Annotated in this window: 25 protein-coding genes and 1 tRNA gene; 3 read left to right on the top strand and 23 right to left on the bottom strand. The window is 33.1% G+C overall.

Annotated features, from left to right (window positions below; translation table 11 throughout):
- Positions 1 to 3: 3 nt before the first annotated feature.
- From rpsE to rpsJ, 19 genes are all read right to left on the bottom strand, one after another.
- Positions 4 to 447 carry a 30S ribosomal protein S5 gene (gene rpsE, locus CORN_RS00400; protein WP_039617161.1) on the bottom strand — a complete coding sequence of 148 codons (444 nt, stop codon included), beginning with the start codon at positions 445 to 447 and terminating at the stop codon, positions 4 to 6.
- A 16-nt stretch (positions 448 to 463) separates the two neighbouring features.
- Complete coding sequence (gene rplR / locus CORN_RS00395) at positions 464 to 820, bottom strand: 50S ribosomal protein L18 (RefSeq protein WP_066007735.1); 357 nt, start codon at positions 818 to 820, stop codon at positions 464 to 466.
- A gap of 9 nt (positions 821 to 829) precedes the next feature.
- Positions 830 to 1,366 carry a 50S ribosomal protein L6 gene (gene rplF / locus CORN_RS00390; RefSeq protein ID WP_066007734.1) on the bottom strand — a complete coding sequence of 179 codons (537 nt, stop codon included), beginning with the start codon at positions 1,364 to 1,366 and terminating at the stop codon, positions 830 to 832.
- A gap of 78 nt (positions 1,367 to 1,444) precedes the next feature.
- A complete protein-coding gene (gene rpsH, locus CORN_RS00385) occupies positions 1,445 to 1,840 on the bottom strand; it encodes a 30S ribosomal protein S8 (RefSeq protein ID WP_066007733.1) in 396 nt (131 codons plus the stop codon).
- Positions 1,841 to 1,852: 12 nt separating this feature from the next.
- Positions 1,853 to 2,038 (bottom strand): type Z 30S ribosomal protein S14, encoded by a 186-nt coding sequence (locus tag CORN_RS00380; RefSeq protein WP_012660824.1) that lies wholly within the window; start codon positions 2,036 to 2,038, stop codon positions 1,853 to 1,855.
- A gap of 1 nt (position 2,039) precedes the next feature.
- Positions 2,040 to 2,585, bottom strand: a complete 546-nt coding sequence (gene rplE, locus CORN_RS00375) for a 50S ribosomal protein L5 (protein WP_066007732.1) — start codon at positions 2,583 to 2,585, stop codon at positions 2,040 to 2,042.
- A gap of 1 nt (position 2,586) precedes the next feature.
- Entirely contained in the window at positions 2,587 to 2,814 is a 228-nt protein-coding gene (gene rplX / locus CORN_RS00370) for a 50S ribosomal protein L24 (protein WP_012660822.1), read from the bottom strand.
- Positions 2,814 to 3,182, bottom strand: coding sequence for a 50S ribosomal protein L14 (gene rplN / locus CORN_RS00365; RefSeq protein WP_012660821.1), 369 nt, complete (start codon positions 3,180 to 3,182; stop codon positions 2,814 to 2,816). Before rplN ends, rplX begins: the two co-directional genes overlap by 1 nt.
- The gene (rpsQ, locus tag CORN_RS00360) at positions 3,182 to 3,433 is read right to left on the bottom strand and encodes a 30S ribosomal protein S17 (protein WP_039617148.1); all 252 of its coding nucleotides are present in this window, start codon (positions 3,431 to 3,433) and stop codon (positions 3,182 to 3,184) included. Before rpsQ ends, rplN begins: the two co-directional genes overlap by 1 nt.
- A gap of 9 nt (positions 3,434 to 3,442) precedes the next feature.
- Complete coding sequence (gene rpmC, locus CORN_RS00355; RefSeq protein WP_012660819.1) at positions 3,443 to 3,628, bottom strand: 50S ribosomal protein L29; 186 nt, start codon at positions 3,626 to 3,628, stop codon at positions 3,443 to 3,445.
- Positions 3,615 to 4,040, bottom strand: a complete 426-nt coding sequence (gene rplP / locus CORN_RS00350; protein ID WP_012660818.1) for a 50S ribosomal protein L16 — start codon at positions 4,038 to 4,040, stop codon at positions 3,615 to 3,617. The genes rpmC and rplP overlap by 14 nt, the downstream gene beginning before the upstream one ends.
- Before the next feature lie 2 nt (positions 4,041 to 4,042).
- Complete coding sequence (gene rpsC / locus CORN_RS00345) at positions 4,043 to 4,744, bottom strand: 30S ribosomal protein S3 (RefSeq protein WP_066007731.1); 702 nt, start codon at positions 4,742 to 4,744, stop codon at positions 4,043 to 4,045.
- Position 4,745: 1 nt separating this feature from the next.
- Positions 4,746 to 5,120 carry a 50S ribosomal protein L22 gene (gene rplV / locus CORN_RS00340; protein WP_039617143.1) on the bottom strand — a complete coding sequence of 125 codons (375 nt, stop codon included), beginning with the start codon at positions 5,118 to 5,120 and terminating at the stop codon, positions 4,746 to 4,748.
- Between the two features lie 9 nt (positions 5,121 to 5,129).
- Positions 5,130 to 5,411, bottom strand: a complete 282-nt coding sequence (gene rpsS, locus CORN_RS00335) for a 30S ribosomal protein S19 (protein WP_039617142.1) — start codon at positions 5,409 to 5,411, stop codon at positions 5,130 to 5,132.
- A 1-nt stretch (position 5,412) separates the two neighbouring features.
- Positions 5,413 to 6,243 (bottom strand): 50S ribosomal protein L2, encoded by an 831-nt coding sequence (gene rplB, locus CORN_RS00330; RefSeq protein WP_066007729.1) that lies wholly within the window; start codon positions 6,241 to 6,243, stop codon positions 5,413 to 5,415.
- Position 6,244: 1 nt separating this feature from the next.
- Positions 6,245 to 6,526 carry a 50S ribosomal protein L23 gene (locus CORN_RS00325; protein ID WP_039617139.1) on the bottom strand — a complete coding sequence of 94 codons (282 nt, stop codon included), beginning with the start codon at positions 6,524 to 6,526 and terminating at the stop codon, positions 6,245 to 6,247.
- A gap of 1 nt (position 6,527) precedes the next feature.
- Positions 6,528 to 7,142, bottom strand: coding sequence for a 50S ribosomal protein L4 (rplD, locus tag CORN_RS00320; RefSeq protein WP_039617137.1), 615 nt, complete (start codon positions 7,140 to 7,142; stop codon positions 6,528 to 6,530).
- Positions 7,139 to 7,714 (bottom strand): 50S ribosomal protein L3, encoded by a 576-nt coding sequence (gene rplC / locus CORN_RS00315; protein WP_066007727.1) that lies wholly within the window; start codon positions 7,712 to 7,714, stop codon positions 7,139 to 7,141. Before rplC ends, rplD begins: the two co-directional genes overlap by 4 nt.
- Positions 7,715 to 7,723: 9 nt before the next feature.
- Positions 7,724 to 8,035 (bottom strand): 30S ribosomal protein S10, encoded by a 312-nt coding sequence (gene rpsJ / locus CORN_RS00310; protein ID WP_012660810.1) that lies wholly within the window; start codon positions 8,033 to 8,035, stop codon positions 7,724 to 7,726.
- A gap of 226 nt (positions 8,036 to 8,261) precedes the next feature.
- Here rpsJ and CORN_RS00305 point away from each other — a divergent pair.
- Together CORN_RS00305 and CORN_RS00300 are read left to right on the top strand one after the other, a co-directional pair.
- Positions 8,262 to 8,337 (top strand) — tRNA-Ala (locus CORN_RS00305).
- 18 nt (positions 8,338 to 8,355) lie between these two features.
- Positions 8,356 to 9,417 (top strand): ATP-binding protein, encoded by a 1,062-nt coding sequence (locus CORN_RS00300; protein ID WP_066007726.1) that lies wholly within the window; start codon positions 8,356 to 8,358, stop codon positions 9,415 to 9,417.
- Here CORN_RS00300 and CORN_RS00295 read toward each other — a convergent pair.
- From CORN_RS00295 to coaE, 3 genes are read right to left on the bottom strand one after another with little or no spacing between them, the layout of a single operon-like run.
- Positions 9,414 to 10,121, bottom strand: a complete 708-nt coding sequence (locus tag CORN_RS00295; protein ID WP_066007722.1) for a glucosaminidase domain-containing protein — start codon at positions 10,119 to 10,121, stop codon at positions 9,414 to 9,416. The two genes, CORN_RS00300 and CORN_RS00295, sit on opposite strands and share 4 nt — an antisense overlap.
- Complete coding sequence (dapF, locus tag CORN_RS00290; protein WP_066007720.1) at positions 10,096 to 10,845, bottom strand: diaminopimelate epimerase; 750 nt, start codon at positions 10,843 to 10,845, stop codon at positions 10,096 to 10,098. The genes CORN_RS00295 and dapF overlap by 26 nt, the downstream gene beginning before the upstream one ends.
- A 1-nt stretch (position 10,846) precedes the next feature.
- Positions 10,847 to 11,434 carry a dephospho-CoA kinase gene (gene coaE, locus CORN_RS00285; RefSeq protein WP_066007718.1) on the bottom strand — a complete coding sequence of 196 codons (588 nt, stop codon included), beginning with the start codon at positions 11,432 to 11,434 and terminating at the stop codon, positions 10,847 to 10,849.
- A gap of 57 nt (positions 11,435 to 11,491) precedes the next feature.
- On the opposite strand from coaE, the gene purM reads away from it, so the two are divergent.
- Positions 11,492 to 12,481, top strand: coding sequence for a phosphoribosylformylglycinamidine cyclo-ligase (gene purM, locus CORN_RS00280; protein ID WP_066007716.1), 990 nt, complete (start codon positions 11,492 to 11,494; stop codon positions 12,479 to 12,481).
- Positions 12,482 to 12,736: 255 nt separating this feature from the next.
- On the opposite strand, the gene CORN_RS08525 is transcribed toward purM, so the two are convergent.
- Entirely contained in the window at positions 12,737 to 18,451 is a 5,715-nt protein-coding gene (locus tag CORN_RS08525; RefSeq protein ID WP_066007714.1) for an autotransporter outer membrane beta-barrel domain-containing protein, read from the bottom strand.
- Between the last annotated feature and the right edge of the window lie 196 nt (positions 18,452 to 18,647).

Here is an 18,647-nt window from a genome sequence, read left to right as displayed (position 1 = left end):
TGATTATCCTTTAAGCATTGTAAGTGCTTTGATAGTAGCACGCACAACATTTGCTGAATTATTTGAACCTAAAGACTTAGTTAAAATGTCTTTAATACCTGCAAGTTCTACGATAGGACGTGTTGAACCACCTGCAATAACTCCTGTACCTTCGCTTGCTGGTTTAAGTAAAATTCTACTTGCATTGTATTTTACTTCTACATCATGAGGGATAGTTGAACCTTTTGTTTTAACTTCAACAATGTTTTTAAAAGCATCATCAACTGCTTTTCTTATAGCATCTGGAACTTCTTTAGCTTTTCCATATCCTACACCAACTAAGCCTTTTCTATTTCCAACGATAACTAAAGCAGTAAATCTAAATCTTCTACCACCTTTAACAACCTTAGTAACCCTGCCGATATCGACGATTACTTCTTCAAATTCTTCTCTATTATATTTTTCCATCGATCTTCCTTTTGGGTTATAGTTTGATTCCGTTTTCTCTTAGTGCTTCAGCTAATGCCGCAATCACACCATGGTATAAATAACCATTTCTATCAAACACTGCTTCTTCTATATTTTTAGCTTTTAAAACTTTTGCAAATTCAGCTGCTATTTTTTTAGCACCTTCTTTATTTGCTTTAATGCCAATTTTTCTTCCATCTACTGCTGCTAAAGTTACTGCTTTAACATCATCGATAGCTTGGATATATAAAGTTCTGTTTGATTTAAAAACAGAAACTCTTGGAAGAGCTTGTGTTCCCGAAATTTTTGCTCTAATTCTTTTTTTTCTTTTGATTCTTAAAGATATTTTTCTTTTTAATACATTTGCTCTCATATTCTATCCTTACTTCTTAGATGTTTTACCAGCTTTGCGGATAATACGCTCATCTGAATATTTAACACCTTTTCCTTTGTAAGGCTCAGGTGGTCTAAATTCACGAATTTGAGCAGCAACTTGACCTACCACTTGTTTATCACTACCTTTGATAATCACATTGTTTTTATCAACGGTAATTTCTATGCCTTCTGGAATAGCATAGTTGATAGGATGAGAAAAACCTAAAGCAAGTTCAAGAACTTTACCTTTTAGTGCAGCTTTATAACCAACACCATTGATTTCTAAAGTTTTGCTAAAACCATCAGTTAAACCGATGATAATGTTTTGTGCTAAAGCTCTGTAAGTTCCCCAATAAGCCCTACTTTGTCTATCTTCACCTTTAGGAGAGAAAAAAATTTGCCCTTCTTTAATCTCAACATTAACATTTGCTTTTGTATCAAGCTCTTTTGCTAAATTTCCTTTTTTGAATTTTAGCAAGTTACCTTCTAATTTTACTTCTACTCCACTTGGAATAGCAACTGGTTGTTTACCTATACGAGACATTCATTTTTCCTTTTTACTTGTCTACGATATGACTACTTTATAAGAATGGATACCGAATACCATAAAAAGTAGAAACTCTTACCAAATAGTACATAAAACTTCGCCACCAACGCCTGCTTTATAAGCTTCGTCGTTAGCTAAAACACCTTTTGAAGTGCTTACTACGATAGTACCATAACCGTTTTTAAATCTTTTAATCTCATCTTTGCCTTTATAAACACGACGACCAGGCTTAGAAATACGCTTAACTTCGTTAATTACACTTTTACCTTTTTCATCATATTTTAAAACTACATTGATGAATTTCTTTTTATCCTTTTCAATAACATTAAAGCTTTCAATATAGCCTTTAGCTTGGAAAATTCCAAGTAAAGCTTCGATAACTTTAGAATGCAAAAGTTGAGTAGTTTCTAGTCTTCTCATTCCTGCATTTCTAATTCTTGTTAGTGAATCTGAAATTAAATCATTTATCATGGTTCTTTCCTCTTACCAACTTGCTTTTTTAAGACCAGGAATTAAACCTTCATTTGCCATTTTTCTTAAGCAAACTCTGCAAATTCCAAAATCTCTATAAACTGAATGTGGTCTTCCACAAATTTGGCATCTAGTATACCCTCTAACGCTAAATTTAGGCTTGCGGGCAGCTTTTGCAATCATTGATTTTTTAGCCATATTACTTTCCTTTTGCAAATGGCACGCCAAATAATTCTAATAATTTTTGTGCCTCTTTATCTGATTTTGCTGTTGTAACGATAGAAATGTTCATACCATGAGTTCTTATGATTTTATCATATTCAACTTCTGGGAACATTAACTGCTCATCTAAACCAAAGTTATAGTTTCCTCTTCCATCAAAACCATCTCTTGGAAGACCCCTAAAGTCTTTAACACGAGGAAGAGCTATAGTAATAAGCTTATCTAAGAAAGCATACATATTGTCTTTTCTTAATGTTACCATTACACCTACTGGGAAGCCTTCTCTTACTTTAAAACCAGCAACTGATTTTTTAGCTTTTGTAATAACTGCTTTTTGCCCAGCAATCAATGAAATAGTATCTGCAACATTTTGTAATACTTTTTGATCTTTTGCTAATTCCCCAGCACCTACGCTAATTACAATTTTTTCAATAAAAGGAATAAGCATAGGATTTTTGATATCAAATTCTTTTACTAAAGCAGGTTTGATGCTTTGATCATATTTTTCTTTTAATCTCATCATCTTACTCTCCTGCCTTTGCTACATTTGAAATATCCATTGGCATTTCTTTATTAATAAAACCGCCATTTGGATTTTTATCACTTGGCTTAACAGCTTTTTTAGCGATTTTACAACCCTCAACAATTACTTTATTTGTTTTAGGAAATACTGCTAAAACTTTACCTGTTTTGCCTTTGTCATCACCTGCGATAACTTTTACCATATCATTCTTTTTAATTTTTAATTTCATTACAACACCTCCGGTGCTAGTGAAACAATTTTCATAAAGCCACCATATCTTACTTCACGACCTACTGGTCCAAAAATACGCGTTCCGATAGGCTCTCTTTTAGCATCAAGAATAACTGCTGCATTTTCATCAAAACGAATTAAAGAACCATTATCTCTATGAATTTCTTTTTTAGTTCTAACGATAACCGCTTTTACTACTTGACCTTTTTTAACTTTACCATTTGGTAGAGCTTTTTTTACAGATGCAACAATTACATCACCAACAGTAGCATATCTTCTTTTACTACCACCTAAAACTTTAATACACATCAATTCTTTTGCACCGCTATTATCAGCAACTGCAAGCCTAGTAAAACTTTGAATCATTACTCAACTCCTGCTGATACTATAGTTTTTAAGCGAAATGATTTTCTCTTAGAAAGTGGTCTACATTCAATAGCAACTACAGTATTTCCCACTTTAAGCTCATTTCTTTCATCATGAATTAAATATTTTTTAAAGCGTTTTACGATTTTTCTGTATTTTGGGTGAACTACTTTTCTTTCAACCAAAATTGTTGCTGTTTTATCTCCAGCAATTTGAACAACAACGCCTTGAATTTCTCTTTTAAATGCCATTTTCTATCCTTATTTTAAAGCGCTAATTGCAGTATTGATTCTAGCGATGTCTTTTTTAACTTCGCTAATCTCTTTAGGATTAGTTAGCTGCATTGTTTTTAGCTTTTGTCTTAAAGTAAATAAAAGCACCTTTTTTTCTTTTAGCATTGTTGCAAGCTCACCTGCTGTTTTATCTTTAATCTCAGTATATTTCATTTTGGCTCTCTCTTGTAACAAACTTAGTTTTAAATGGCAATTTGTGCATTGCTAAAGTTAAAGCTTGTCTTGCCATTTCTTCATTAACCCCTGCCATTTCATAAATAATACGACCTGGTTTAATGTTCATTACCCATTCTTCAACTGCACCTTTACCTTTACCCATACGAGTTTCTAAAGGCTTTTTAGTTAGAGGTTTATCTGGGAAAACTCTAATCCAAGTTTTACCTTGTCTTTTTACAAAACGAGTTAAAGCAATACGTGCTGCTTCAATTTGACGTGAATTGATACGGCCAGCTTCAGTTGCTTTTAGGGCAAAATCACCAAAAGTAAATTCAGTCCCTCTGTTGGCATAACCCCTGTTACGCCCTTTCATCATTTTACGATATTTTGTTCTTTTTGGCATTAACATGATTATTTACCTCTTCTTGCTCTTCTAGTTTTTTTAGTTGGAGCGTTTTCTTCGGTTTTTTCAGGTTGAACACCCTTTTGCAAAACTTCACCTTTAAAGATCCATACTTTAATACCTATGTTTCCATAAGTAGTGTGTGCTTCTGCAAAACCATAATCAATTTTTGCTCTTAAAGTGTGAAGTGGAACACGACCTTCTAAGTACCATTCAGTTCTTGCCATTTCAGCACCACCTAAACGGCCTGAAACTGAAACTTTAATCCCTTTAGCACCTGCTTTTTGCGCTCCTTGAATTACTTTTTTCATTGCTCTTCTAAAAGCAATTCTTTTTTCAAGTTGAGTAGCAACACTTTCAGCTGCAAGCTGAGCTGAAGCACCTGCTTTTCTTTCTTCTTTAATGTTGATATTAACTTCTTTTTTGATTAAATCTTGAAGTTCTTTTCTTAAAATATCAACATCACTACCTTTTTTACCAATAATAATCCCTGGTCTTGCAGCTACAACAGTTACTCTTAGTTTTTTCGCTGTTCTTTCTACAAGAATTTGGCTAATTCCTGCATAATAAAGCTTTCTTTTTAAGAAAGTTCTGATTTTATAATCTTCACCAATATTTTCTGCTAAATTAGCTTTTGTAGGAAACCATCTTGATTCCCAATTTCTGTTAATTCCTAGTCTTAAACCAATCGGATTTACTTTTTGTCCCATATTAGCTTTCCTTTTTCACTGATGCTTTTTTAGCTTTTGTAGTTTTTTCAGCACTTGCTTCTACTTTACTAACTTCTACCAAAATGTGTGAAGTTGGCTTTCTAATACGACTAGCACTTCCTCTAGCTCTTGGTCTAAATCTTTTTAAAACCGCACCAGCATCAACACGACAACTTGAAACAACAACTTCATTTGCTTCAAATCCGCCATTTGCTACAGCACTTGAAATAGCATTTGCTATAAATTTAGCACCTTTATTTGGCATAAACTTCAAGCTAGCTAATGCAAGCTCTGCATTCATACCTTGAACTTCTCTAGCAATCAATCTCGCTTTAGTTGGAGATAATCTTATGAATTTAATTAACGCTCTACTCATAAATCTCCCTTACTTACCTATTTTTTTCTGAACAGAGCCTTTGTGACCCTTAAATGTTCTAGTAGGTGCAAATTCACCTAATTTGTAACCGATATGATTTTCAGTAACATATACTGGGATAAAGCTTTTTCCATTATGAACATTAAAAGTTAAACCTATCATATCAGGTATAATAGTGCTGCGTCTTGACCAAGTTTTAATTGGCTTACCATCGTTAGCTTTTTTAGCAGCGATGACTTTTTTCATTACATGGTCATCAACAAAAGGACCTTTTTTTAGTGACCTAGCCATCTTACTTTCCTTTTCTTCTTGAAATTATTAGCTTATCGCTAGCTTTTTTACGGCGAGTTTTAGCACCTTTAGTTGGTTTACCCCATGGAGTAACTGGATGACGGCCTGAATTTTTCTTACCTTCACCCCCACCGTGCGGGTGATCAACTGGGTTCATCGCAGAACCTCTTGTTTGAGGACGAACACCTCTGTGACGATTTCTCCCTGCTTTACCAATAGTCACGTTTGACCATTCTTCGTTACCAACTTCACCGATACTTGCCATACATTCAGCTAAAACTTGTCTCATTTCACCACTTGCAAGTCTTAAAATAACGTATTTTTCTTCTTTACCCATTAATTGAGCATAAGCACCTGCTGAACGGATCATTTGACCACCTTTGCCTGGTTTTAACTCAATATTGTGTACGATAGTACCCACTGGGATATTTCTTAATTTCATTGCATTACCTGGTTTAATGTCAAGTCCGCTTTCAGCAGCACAAATAACATCACCAACGCTTAAACCTTTTGGTTGTAAGATGTATCTTTTTTCACCATCTCTATAAGAGATTAATGCAATACGACAATTTCTGTATGGATCATACTCAATTGCTTCAACTTTACCTTCAATACCAAATTTTCTTCTTTTAAAATCTATAATTCTGTAAAGTTTTTTAGCACCTGCTTCTTTATGACGACTTGTGATTCTACCATTATTGTTACGACCTGCATGAGCTGGAAGTTTTACAAGTAATGAACGTACACTAGCTTTTGCTGTGATATCATCAGAGCTTACACCTGTGATGTATCTTCTACTTGGAGTATATGGTTTATAAGTTTTAATTGCCATCTTATGCCTCCGAACTTTCTAAGCTCACACCTTCTGGTAGCTTAACATAGAATTTTTTAAAGCTATTTCTTTGACCTTCACGACCTCTAAAACGCTTTACTTTTCCATCCATTTTTAAAGAATTAATTCTTACTGGAGTTACACCAAAATATTCTCTTAAAACTTCTTTTAGACCATTTTTAGTCATTTTAGGAGAAGTTTGAATAACTACAACACCTTGCTCTTGAAGGTTTAAGCTTTTTTCAGTGTAAAGTATTGTTTTTATATCAGTAATATCTGCCATTTTAACCCTCTTTTACGATAGATTCAAGCGCTGCTTTTTCAATGATAACAGCATTAAATACAGATACTAAATAAGCATTTACTTCGCTAATATCCACTACATAGCAATTTGCTAAGTTTCTAAAAGCAAGAAGTGTTTTTTCATCTAGTAAATCTTTTACAATTAAAGCATCTTTTAAACCAAGCTTTTTAATAACTGCATTTGCATCTTTTGTTTTACCGCTTTCAATGCTTAAACTATCTACTGAGAATAATGCATTGTTTTGTGCTTTATCAGCCAATGCTCTTTCAAGCGCTAAGCGTTTTTGTTTTTTATTAACTTTTTGAAAATAGTTACGATTGTTTGTAGGACCAAATGCCACAGCACCACCAACCCAAACATTCGTTCTTGTTGAACCTGCTCTTGCACCACCACGACCTTTCTGTCTCCATGGTTTTTTACCACCGCCACTTACATCGCTTCTGCCTTTAGTATGAGCTGTGTTTGCTCTAAGACTAGCAAGATAAGATTTTACATATAAATAAAGGTTGTGAGGATTAACTTCTGCATATTTTGCTGGAAGATCGAGTTCACTAGCTTTTTCAAATTTATCATTTAAAACAGTTACTTTACTCATTTTGCAATCCTTATTTTACCCATAGCACCATTAAATCCTGGTACCGCACCTTTTACTACTAAGATGCCATTTTCTTCATCAAATGAAACTACTTCATTTTTAACAGTAACTTTTACATTGCCATAGTGACCTGCCATTTTCATGCCTGGTTGAACACGTCCTGGCCATTCGCGGTTACCGATTGATCCGTGACGTCTGTGGAATCTTGAACCGTGACTTGCAGGACCTCCAGCAAAGCCATGTCTTTTAACAACACCACTATAACCTCTACCTTTAGAATTAAAGCTTACTTTTAGGATAGAAGCTTCTTTTAAAGGGTTAAAATCAATATCACCTGCTTCTGTATTTGCTACTTCTAAAGAAGCAAATCTATTATATTCAGCTGAAAGATTGTATTTTTTTTGCTGACCTGCAATACATTTATTATTTGCTTTGCCTTTTACATAAGCAACCAAAGCTTTTCCATTTTCTACTTCACATACCTTAGTTTGAACAAGTTTAAGTAAGGTTACAGGAATGCTTGGTGTGCTGATTGTTCTACTCATACCAATTTTTTCTACAATGTATTCCATATTCTATCCTTATTTACCCATAGCTCTTACTTCAACATTGACTTCAGGAGCCAAGTCAAGCTTAGTGAGTGAATCTACTGTATCTGGAGTAGCTGCTACAATATCAAGCATACGAGCATGAATTCTCATCTCAAATTGTTCGCGTGAATCTTTATTGATGTGTGGAGATTTCAAAACTGTGTATCTTTTGATTTTTGTAGGCATTGGCACTGGACCTCTGATGTCAGCACCTGTTCTTTTAACAGCTTCTACAATTGCTGCAACTGTGCGATCTAGAACTCTGTGGTCATAAGCTTTTAGCTTAAGCCTGATTCTTTCCATATTTTTTCCTTTGTAAAGAACTCGTTAGACCCATAAGAATCTAACCACCATATAAAATGATGTTGAGATTATATAAAAACATACTTTGCTATGTCAAGAAATTTATATATTTTTTTTAATTATTTTCCTTTTAAAAAGGATAAAAATTAAATTTTATAAATTTTACAAGATTTTTTATGCATTAAGAAAATCTAAGAAAAAATATAGTATGATTTCAAAATCTAAAGGGGCATTAGCTCAGCTGGGAGAGCACAACGCTGGCAGCGTTGGGGTCAGCGGTTCGAACCCGCTATGCTCCACCATTTAATATAAAGAAATATATGAAATCACTACATTTTTTTTACGATAATTACCCAAAATTTCAAAAATTTGACGAAAGAAAAATTCAAATTCAAACCCATAAAAACATTATTATAAAAGGTGGTTTTGCAAGTGGTAAAAAAAATTTGATTTTAAATTTTTTATCTTTATATAAAAGTGAAAATATACTTTTTATAGATTGTGATGACTTAAAATTTCAAGCAAGTGTTTTAACAAATCTTAATTCGTTTTTGACTTACAACCCACAAATTAAATTTCTAGCACTTTGTAATTTTGCTCATGATTTTGACTTTACAAGTTTAAAACACCTTAATTTACAAATCATATTAAGTGTTTATGATAGTAGTTTTCATTTGGATCATTTTGAAGAACTTTATTTAGATTACTTAGACTTTGAAGAATTTCTAAGCTTAAACAAAAAACACATCGATACCAAAACTATGGTAAGTTATTTTTTACACACGGGGCGCAATGTGATTTTAAATCACAACTCTAACACAAACTCATCATATCTAAAAAGCTTTTACACTTCATTAGAACTTACCATACTCAAGCAAATTGCCCTAGAACTTGGAAGCGAATTTAGTGTTAATGAATTATTAAAAACCTTAAAAAATACTATAAAAATTTCCAAAGACACTTTATATAAAAGCATAGAAAAATTAGAATCAAACTATACTTTATATTTTGTAAAAAACCTTGAAAAGAATTTAAAAAAAGTATATTTTTGGGACTTTTCACTCAAAAATTCTCTAAGCATACAAAAAGATTTTAGTGCTTTATTTGAAAATTTGGTTTTAAGTGAACTATTTAAATTTAAGCAAGAAATTTTTTACACTAAGTATTTTGATTTTTACTTACCAAACCTTAAAAATGCATTTTTATGCTCACCCTTTAAAGATAAAGATTTACTTACTTTGAAAATAAAAAAAATCCTTGGTAAAAACCAACTAGCACTTTCAACCATATTTATTATCACACTTTCACAAAGAGATGAGTTTTTTTTAGATGGTATTCGCGTAATGATTTTGCCATTTGATGAGTGGGCTTTAGGAAATTAGTCTAGCTCATTAAGTTTATGCTGATTTATAATAGAAACAATAAGTTTGGTATAGTTACTTTTAATCTCTGAATATTTTTCTAAATGACTTGCCGCCTCTTTGCCATCTAGTTTTTTATTTTGACTTATAGCACTCCATCTCCAAGCTCTAAATTCTTTATAAGCATTATGGCGATTTAAATTTAATAAATACGAATCCACACTCTCTTGCAAGGTATTAAAAATACGAATTTTGTGAGTTTTACCTTCACTTCTTTCTTTAGGTATTAAACCTTTTTCACCCCAAGTCCATTCTCCAAATAAATTATTTGCTTCTTTGGCAAAACGACTTGTACCAGTTGCACTTTCAATGATGGCTTGAGCTATTGCTAAAGACTTTGGTACTTTTTGGATGCGAACTCGGTATTCTTGTAAATCATATAAATTTTTCACACGATATTTTTCTTTTAAAAACCATAATTTTTGCATAGCAACAGTATTTAATTTTCTAAAATTATTTTTCATAGCTTCTTTAAAAAAAGATTCTACAAATTCTTTTTCATTTTCAATTTCTTTAAAAGAAACATCTAACAAGGCGCTAATCTTTTTGATAAAAACCTCACGCTTTTCTTTTATACTTAAAGTATAATAATATTCATCAAAACCTGCAATAAATTCAGCTTTTAAAAATAAAACACTACTAAGTAAAATTATAATCAGCTTCAAAACAGCACTTTACCTTTCCTCTAAAAAATATCTGATCACCTTCTAATCTAAAATATAAATTTTCTTCACTTTTTGGTTTTACCAAAATATCATCTTTAATTTTATGATTTAAATACGCTAGATAAAAACAAGCTCCCATACCTGTACCGCAAGCTAAGGTTTCATCTTCTACTCCACGTTCGTAAGTTCTAACTCTTACAAATTCTTCATTTTCTATCTTAGCAAAATTTATATTTGCATTATATTTTTTGCGCATTTCTTTACATAAATTTACATCAAATTCATTCAAATCATCGACAAAAGTCACTATATGTGGAACACCAGTATTACAGCCTTGCCAAATTCTACCTTTATACTCAAAAGCTTCTTTAATATCCTTTACCCCACTAAGTTTGATTTCAACTATATCATCATCAACAAAAGATTTTATAAGTCCTGCGCCGGTTAAGAAATTTAAATATTGAGATTTTTTTAAATAATGATGAGCAAAATGAGCTGCTGCGCGTGAGCCATTACCGCACATATTTGCTTTACTTCCATCACAATTATAAAATTCCCATTCAAAATCATATCTATCATGAGGCACAACTACTATAAGCCCATCAGCGCCTATGCCCTCATAACGATTACAGAGAATTTTAGCTAATTCATTGCGATCTTTTTTTTCATTATCTGCAAACACTACAAAATCATTCCCACTAGCACAGTATTTATAAAATTTCATTTTAAACCTTTAAAGTATGTTTTAAAAAATTTAGCACATTTTTTTCGAAATTTTTATAGCTTGAAATATTTTTTATCACAAAATCTGCTTTTTTTAGTTTTTCTTCTATATCAAGTTGCAAATGGAGTCTTTTTAAAGCCTCACTTTCATCTAAACTATCTCTTTGCATTAATCTTTGAAGTAAAATTTCTTTTGGAGTATAAATCAATATACTTTTTCCTAAATTTTGATAATGATTATTTTCAAAAAATAAAGGCAATTCTATAAAAAAAGCTTTATTTTTTTGATCTAAAATTTGAGCTTTTTGCAAAATCACTTCTTTGATTTTAGGATGTAAAAAATTTTCTAACTTTTTTTTGGCGTTTAAATCATTGAATACAATAGCGCCAAGTTTTTTTCTATCTATTTTTCTTGCTACGAGTAAATCATCGCTGTTAAAAAGCTTGACTATAGAATTTGCATTTTCATTTAAAAGCTCATGAGCTATCACATCTGCACTTAAAGTGGCAAAACCCAAATTTTGAACTATTTTTATAAAACTTGACTTTCCACCTGCTATGCTTGAAGTTACAAAATAAGCATTTTGCATAATTTAGCCTTAATTATTTTTAGTTAAAATACCTTTTAAATTCTTAAAGGAAGATAAATGAGTATAAGCTATGAAGATGCAGGTGTAAGCATAGATAATGGTAATGCTTTTGTAGAAGCAATAAAACCTTTAGTAAAAGAAACTTTTAATGAAAATGTTTTAGGCGGTATAGGCTCTTTTTCTGGCGCTTTTGCTATGCCAAGTGGTTTTAAAAACCCAGTTATGCTAGCAGCTACAGATGGGGTGGGTACGAAGTTGCGTCTTGCTATTGATGGTCAAAAATTTGAAACCATAGGCGAGGACTTGGTAGCAATGTGTGTGAATGATTTAATTTGCAATTTTGCTACACCTTTGTTTTTTTTAGACTATTATGCAACTGCAAAGCTAGATGTGGAAGTAGCTAAAAAAGTCGTAGCAGGGATTGCTAATGGTTGTAAAAAAGCAAATTGTGCCTTAATAGGTGGAGAAACTGCTGAAATGCCTGGCATGTATCATAGCAATGATTTTGACTTAGCAGGTTTTTCAGTGGGTATGGCTGAAAAAGATGAGATAGATAGAAGAAATTTTGTAAAAAATGGAGATATTTTACTAGCTCTACCTAGCAGTGGACTTCATTCTAATGGATATTCTTTAGCCAGAAAAGTATTGTTTGAAGCACAAAAACTTAAATTTGATGATAAAATAGATGGTAAAAATTTAATCGATATCTTACTTGAGCCTACAAGAATTTACGTAAAAGACTTTTTAAAATTAAAACCTTTCATCAACGCACTAGCTCATATTACAGGTGGTGGATTAGTAGAAAATTTACCAAGAGTTTTCCCAAGAGGAATAGGTGCAATCATTAGAAAACATCATCTAAAAACTCCTGAAATTTTTTACCAAATAGGCCAAAGTGTAGAAGAGGCTGAAATGTATAGAAGTTTTAATATGGGTGTGGGCTTAGTTATGGTGGTAGATCCATCTAATGTAGGAAAAGTTTTAGAAAGCTCAGATGCCTATGTAATAGGCGAAGTTGTGCTAAATGAAGGAGTTATTTTAGAGTAATTTAACTTCCTAGAATTTACTTTAACGAGTTTGCTTAAAAAGGAGTTTTTTGCTGTCTTTGTTAAACTCTAAATGTTTTTTTGTTGTCTTATATTTTACTTAAGCAAACTCTAGGAAATTAAATTATTTTCTTTAGTTTATATTAGCATACAAAGATAAAAAAATTATCATGACTACAATAGTAATAATAAATCTTTTTATGTTCTGCTTCATTCTTTACCTTTAAAAAACCCTAGCTTAAAGCTAGGGTTAGTGTTAAAACTTATAACGAACTTCTGCTTTAAATCCATAGTTGGCATCTGTATCATCTAAGAAGTAACGATTGGTTTCAAAGCTTAATTCTAAATTATCTTTAGCTTGGACTTTAAATCCTATAGCAGCATTTAAGAAACTATAATCATAATCTCCTTTTTTATAACGCCAAGTCCCCATTAAAGGATCTGAAAGTTTTCCATATTCAGCATCTGAAAAATACTTACCAAAGTCTGTTTTTAAATATACTAATGTTTTTTCATTATTGTAATATTGTCCTAAAAGCACAGAAGCAACAAGACCTAAATTTCTATAATCTTCATTATAGATTGAAATTTTATTAGTTGTTTTAAATTTACTCTTAGCATAGTAAGTAAAATCAGTACCTATAGAGCTGTCTAAAAAAGCTCCTTTGTTTAAATGAAGTTTTTTACCTAAAGCCACAAATGCACTATAAGCAAGTTGACTATAGTTTGAATTTATATCTCCACCATTGTATCTAGGATCATTAATAAAAGCAGTAGAAACATTTGTTTTTGCTTTGTAATGATCTAGATTAAATCCTGTTTCTATATAACTATCATCATGGAACATAAAAGCAGAATAAAATCCTGTAGAAAAATTATTGATTTTAGAACTACCCAAACTATTTAAGTCAGAACTTAATCTTGCATATCCTGCATAAACCCCATTCATCATATCAAAGTTTTTAAAGCTTTTTTTCTCATCAAATCCATACTTGCTTGAAGTATAAATGCTTGATATTTTTCTATCTCCATAAGCACTGCTGTGAAGATTTAGATGATTATTAGCACCTTGAACCCACATACCATAGTTTTGATTATTGTCTTTTAGTATTCTAAATCTCTCACTTAAATCATTTCTTGATAGCAAGTGCATTCTATTAACTAAAAATCCACTATCTGTTATGGCTCTTATGATTTCTGATGGATCTTGGATAACGCCATTATCTCCACCTCCGCCACCATAGTTTTTATTAACAACTTCTATTTTTTCTAAATCTATATTACCTGTTTTATCATCTTGGGTAATAGTAGGGGTGATATAGTATCTTATAGCACCTTGATCTTTAGTTACCATTGTATTAGAAGCTTGTAAATAACCTTCTAGTTTAAATTTATTTTTATCAGTGATTTGACTAAGATCTACTAAGGTATGATCACCTGTAATAGTTTGAGAAATAGGGTTTTCATAAGTGAAGAAAATTCCAGCATCATCTAGTATTTCTATTTTAAAGTTTTTAATATCACTAAAATCTAATTCTTTATTAATTTCAACGCTATCTCCTTTATTGTTTTTTAAATCTGTATAAAAACCAAAAGTAGCATCACCTTTTAAAGTAAATTTATCTGTACTGATTTTTCTATAATCTTGCATAGATTTAAGTTTATTTTCTTCTAAGGCACCAAAGTATAATTTAGAATTTTCCAAATAAACACCATAAGCCTTAGAGCTATTATTATCTCCAATGCCTTGTTCTACTTTAGCACTTAAATTTAAACTAGTTCCTACACTAATTAAAGAATTATTACTAGCATAAAGACTATAAGCTACTAACTTACTTTTATCATCTGCATTAGTGCTAGATTCAACATGTATATTTTTAACACTATCATTAGAGCTAGTGATATTTAAAACTCCTCCATTTATAGCAACCAAACCTAAAGCATAAGATGCTCCATCTAAGCCATCTAAGTATTGAGTTCCCCAAGCTGATTGTGTGTATTTGCTATCTTTGTTGATTATAGTAGCATTGTGGATATTTCCTACTTCTCCTGCTTGACCACCTTTGCCTGATTTAGTTTTTATGTTTATATTAGCATCTAGATTAAGATTTGAAGTTGTTTTATTAGAAAAAGCTGCTATAGCTATAGCATCGCCACCTCTTCCTCCAGCACCACCATCGCCTGAAGTAATTTTATTAGTAGAGCCTTGATTGTATTTATGATCAGCCCCATCACCTAAACCACCATCAGCACCATTACCACCATTACCTGCTATGATATTTATTTGCATATCTTTGCTTATACTTGCATTATTAGCATTATTAAAGCCAAATACTCTAAAGCCTTCTCCATGGCCTCCAAAGCCACCATCGCCACCATTACCATAAAGATAAGCATCAGTTCCTGCTGCGCCATTTGTGCCACTTTGGCCAGTTTTAGTAAATACTCCAGCATCTCCTATATGCATAAGGGTTTTATAATTATATGATTTGCCATCTTTGCCATCTTTGCCATGATGATTTTCAACGATTTCTACCTTAGTTACTTTTAAATCACCTTCGTTTTTATAATCATTAAAAAATAATTCTACCCCATAGCGTCTGTTTTGAGTATCATAAGATCCACCACTACCACTTGAAGCAATTTCTACATCTTTAAGAGTGCCATTTTTACCTTCGATTAAGGTAATACCACCATTATTAAATTCAAAGCTTCCACTTTGCAGTTTTTCTTCTTCTAATTTTTTATTGATATAAGGATCTCTTATAGAAACATATAATTTACCCTTACCATCTGATTTAAACTCATTTGCATTTAAAATATCTGCACCGCCTGTAGTATGATTGATATTAAAAATCATAGTATTATCTTTTTCTAATACTACAGAATCATTAGTTTGGAATTTATGGAATTTATCAGTTTCACTAGAGTTTTTATTAAAATCTATATGAGCATTATTAAAAATTGCTCCTGAGGTATTATCATTAGCTTTATTAGTGGTAGTAGTTTGTATATTTACATTACCATCTATAGTTAAAAAAGAATCTTTAATATAAAAAGCACTTGCCCTAGATCCATCAGCTCCGCTTGCATTAGCATTAATGATAAAATCTTTGTCGGATTTAAAAGTAAGATGAGAGCCATTGTTTATATATACTCCATATACTTCAGCCTTACCAGTACCTGAATTTGCACTAGCATTCATTGTAAAGCCATCTTTAGATATAAGATTTAATTTAGAGCCATTATCTAAATATACTCCATAAATAACAGCATCACCATCTTTAGCATCTTCTCCATCTTTACCCTCACCAGCTACGCCACCTTCAAACTTATCATCTATTAGAGTAAATTTGCCATCTTCTGTATCTGCTTTGGTATTATCGCCTTTTTTACCACCTGTGCCACCTTTACCACCAGTAGCTTTTAAATCTAATGTACCATTTAAGGTAAGATTATAAGCTTGATTGTCATTTAATCCATTAGCATATATTCCAGCTATATATACATCACCACCGGCTCCGCCATTGCCACCATCTCCAGCTTTTACTCCATTAAAATGATCAATTCCATCAGCCATACCCCCATTAGCTCCATGGCCACCATTACCACCTATAGCATTAATGTTAGCATTTTTATCAAAGATACTTAAAAGACTAGAACCACTAAGGCGATATGCTACTTGGAAAAGACTTTCTCCTTTACCACCATGACCTCCATTACCACCATTACCATAAAGGATAGCATTAGTTCCATCTTTACCCTCACCAGCATCACTTCCTATAGTACTAGCTCTTACAGACTTATTATCATGGCTTAGTATATTAATATTTGCTTCATCAAAGCTAAGTCCATCATCTCCTTTTTTACCTTCTTTAGAGCGTTTTATGGTTAGAGAATCTAGACTAAGATTATTATTATCTGCTTCTTGAGAAGTTTCATAAGCTGTCATATATCTAGTATCTTCTAAGTCAAAGCCTTTACTAGCAATTCCTAATGTGTATTCTTTTATGCCATTAGTTAATAATTTTTTATCTGTGTATGTAAATTTTTCTGTTTGGCCTTCTTCTAAAGATTTTTTTCCACTTTTTATATCTTTTACAAACTGATCTTCTATATTTATAGTAAGATCATCTTTAGTAGTATTTGCATTTTTAGTTATTTGTATAAAACCTGCTGTGTTGTTTGCAATATCAGTGCTTATTGTAATAACGCTATTATCTTGTGTGGTTAAAGTATCACTAGTAAATTTTTTACCTGTTGCTATATTTAAAGTACTATTACTAAAGTGTGCACCTTTTTGCTTAGAATCTAAATTAGCACTAGCTCCACTTGTAGATGAAGCAAGTTCTAAATTATCTAAAAGATTAATAGTAGAATTTGTAGCTTTTAGAGTATAAGCTTGACTTTCTGCACTTGTATTTCCACCATTTATAGAAGAGTTTATAGTTATAGTGCCATTATCACTATAGCTTTTTAAATTTAAGCTAGTATTTTCTAAGGTGAGAGCATTAGCTTTTAAATTGTTACTTGTGTTTGTTGCTGTGGTCATCATGCTATCTAGTTTTAGGGTGTTATTTTCACCACCACTAAATTTCAAGCCCTGTGCATCAGCCCAGTTATTTCTAGCATTTGCACTAATATTAGCTGTTTTTATACCTATGTTTAGATTAGATTGATTATTAATTTGAGTGTATTTTACATTAGCATTTCCATCAGTACCACCACTTCCATTAGCACCATTGCTACCACCAGCACCGCCACTACCCCAGCTACCACCGGTACTATTTCCTCCGCTACCAGGAGCTCCAGCACTACCGCCACCTCCTGCAGATCCAGCGCCACCTCCAGCTCCACCATTACCTGCATTAGCTTTTAAAGTAAGTGTTTGTATATCTATATCTTGTTGTATATTAGCAAGTTCTATAGTAGCACTACCACCATTACCTCCATTGCCACCACGGCCACCATTTCCACCACGGCCACCATTGCCACCATTTCCATTTAAAGAGCCATCGCCTCCAATTTGTCCAGCACCACCATTGCCACCACGGCCACCATTTCCGCCTTTGCCACCATTACCGCCATTTCCTGCATTAGCTTCTAAGTTTAAAGTAGTGATTTTATTTACATTGGCTAGATTTAAGCTTATATTAGAAGCTCCTCCATTAGCTCCATTACCGCCATTAGCTCCATTACCGCCATTTACTCCATGGCCACCTTGGCCACCATTACCCCAATCATGATTATTATCACCACCGCCATTACCCCAGCCAGCACCACCTGCTTGGCCACCAGCTCCGCCATTACCGCCTTGAGAACCCCAGCCTCCATGACCTGCATTATTTTTTATATTTAGAGTGTTTATAGTAGTATTTGCTTGGCTAAAGTTTAGGCTTATTTTAGCTTCGCCTCCGCTAGCTCCACTGCCTCCAATAGCTCCATTACCGCCATTACCGCCATTACCGCCAACCGCACCATTGCCAGGACGAGAAGCCGCTGCTCCAGCACCGCCATGACCTCCAAGGCCACCAGCTCCACCATTGCCTCCAGAGCCACCCCAGCCCCCACTTCCACCAGAACCACCAGTATTATTAATAATAATATCACTAAGACTAGCCTGGCTAAAGTTTAGATTTAATTTAGAAGCTCCGCCTATGCCACCAGTGCTACCATTAGCTCCATGACCACCCCAATTACCAGTGCCACCTGCACTACCATGTTTACCATTGACAAATGCACCACCATAATAACCATTAGCACCAGCTCCACCAGCTCCACCAGTGCCACCATGACCACCATTGCCACCTTTACCACCAGTTCCACCAGTAGAAGTTAGAGTAAGTGAGGTAGAATTTACATTAGCACTTAAATCTATACTAGAACCTGTGCCACCAGCCTTAGCACTAGAGCCATTACCACCTACTCCACCAGTGCCACCATAGCAAGAATGAGAGGAAATGCATATCATTTTTTCATCACCACCAGCTCCACCATTGCCACCATTACCACCATTGCCACCATTGCCACCTGTGCCACCATTGCCACCTTTTATGGTAAAAGTATTATCACTTATAGCTAAATTTTGGTTATTATAGTTATTTGCATTAGTGCCATTAGAATTATTTCCTTGTCCGCCGCTACCATTGCCACCTTGGCCACCAGGT

Source organism: Campylobacter ornithocola, assembly GCF_013201605.1.
GTDB lineage: Bacteria > Campylobacterota > Campylobacteria > Campylobacterales > Campylobacteraceae > Campylobacter_D > Campylobacter_D ornithocola.
This window is presented reverse-complemented; position numbering and strand designations above follow the sequence as displayed.

Excerpts from the sequence above, each read along its gene's own strand:
- rpsE (WP_039617161.1), bottom strand. The coding sequence starts at position 447 with ATGGAAAAATATAATAGAGAAGAATTTGAAGAAGTAATCGTCGATATC.
- rplR (WP_066007735.1), bottom strand. The coding sequence starts at position 820 with ATGAGAGCAAATGTATTAAAAAGAAAAATATCTTTAAGAATCAAAAGA.
- rplF (WP_066007734.1), bottom strand. The coding sequence starts at position 1,366 with ATGTCTCGTATAGGTAAACAACCAGTTGCTATTCCAAGTGGAGTAGAA.
- rpsH (WP_066007733.1), bottom strand. The coding sequence starts at position 1,840 with ATGATAAATGATTTAATTTCAGATTCACTAACAAGAATTAGAAATGCA.
- CORN_RS00380 (WP_012660824.1), bottom strand. The coding sequence starts at position 2,038 with ATGGCTAAAAAATCAATGATTGCAAAAGCTGCCCGCAAGCCTAAATTT.
- rplE (WP_066007732.1), bottom strand. The coding sequence starts at position 2,585 with ATGATGAGATTAAAAGAAAAATATGATCAAAGCATCAAACCTGCTTTA.
- rplX (WP_012660822.1), bottom strand. The coding sequence starts at position 2,814 with ATGAAATTAAAAATTAAAAAGAATGATATGGTAAAAGTTATCGCAGGT.
- rplN (WP_012660821.1), bottom strand. The coding sequence starts at position 3,182 with ATGATTCAAAGTTTTACTAGGCTTGCAGTTGCTGATAATAGCGGTGCA.
- rpsQ (WP_039617148.1), bottom strand. The coding sequence starts at position 3,433 with ATGGCATTTAAAAGAGAAATTCAAGGCGTTGTTGTTCAAATTGCTGGA.
- rpmC (WP_012660819.1), bottom strand. The coding sequence starts at position 3,628 with ATGAAATATACTGAGATTAAAGATAAAACAGCAGGTGAGCTTGCAACA.
- rplP (WP_012660818.1), bottom strand. The coding sequence starts at position 4,040 with ATGTTAATGCCAAAAAGAACAAAATATCGTAAAATGATGAAAGGGCGT.
- rpsC (WP_066007731.1), bottom strand. The coding sequence starts at position 4,744 with ATGGGACAAAAAGTAAATCCGATTGGTTTAAGACTAGGAATTAACAGA.
- rplV (WP_039617143.1), bottom strand. The coding sequence starts at position 5,120 with ATGAGTAGAGCGTTAATTAAATTCATAAGATTATCTCCAACTAAAGCG.
- rpsS (WP_039617142.1), bottom strand. The coding sequence starts at position 5,411 with ATGGCTAGGTCACTAAAAAAAGGTCCTTTTGTTGATGACCATGTAATG.
- rplB (WP_066007729.1), bottom strand. The coding sequence starts at position 6,243 with ATGGCAATTAAAACTTATAAACCATATACTCCAAGTAGAAGATACATC.
- CORN_RS00325 (WP_039617139.1), bottom strand. The coding sequence starts at position 6,526 with ATGGCAGATATTACTGATATAAAAACAATACTTTACACTGAAAAAAGC.
- rplD (WP_039617137.1), bottom strand. The coding sequence starts at position 7,142 with ATGAGTAAAGTAACTGTTTTAAATGATAAATTTGAAAAAGCTAGTGAA.
- rplC (WP_066007727.1), bottom strand. The coding sequence starts at position 7,714 with ATGGAATACATTGTAGAAAAAATTGGTATGAGTAGAACAATCAGCACA.
- rpsJ (WP_012660810.1), bottom strand. The coding sequence starts at position 8,035 with ATGGAAAGAATCAGGCTTAAGCTAAAAGCTTATGACCACAGAGTTCTA.
- CORN_RS00300 (WP_066007726.1), top strand. The coding sequence starts at position 8,356 with ATGAAATCACTACATTTTTTTTACGATAATTACCCAAAATTTCAAAAA.
- dapF (WP_066007720.1), bottom strand. The coding sequence starts at position 10,845 with ATGAAATTTTATAAATACTGTGCTAGTGGGAATGATTTTGTAGTGTTT.
- coaE (WP_066007718.1), bottom strand. The coding sequence starts at position 11,434 with ATGCAAAATGCTTATTTTGTAACTTCAAGCATAGCAGGTGGAAAGTCA.
- purM (WP_066007716.1), top strand. The coding sequence starts at position 11,492 with ATGAGTATAAGCTATGAAGATGCAGGTGTAAGCATAGATAATGGTAAT.
- CORN_RS08525 (WP_066007714.1), bottom strand. The coding sequence starts at position 18,451 with ATGATATGCATTTCCTCTCATTCTTGCTATGGTGGCACTGGTGGAGTA.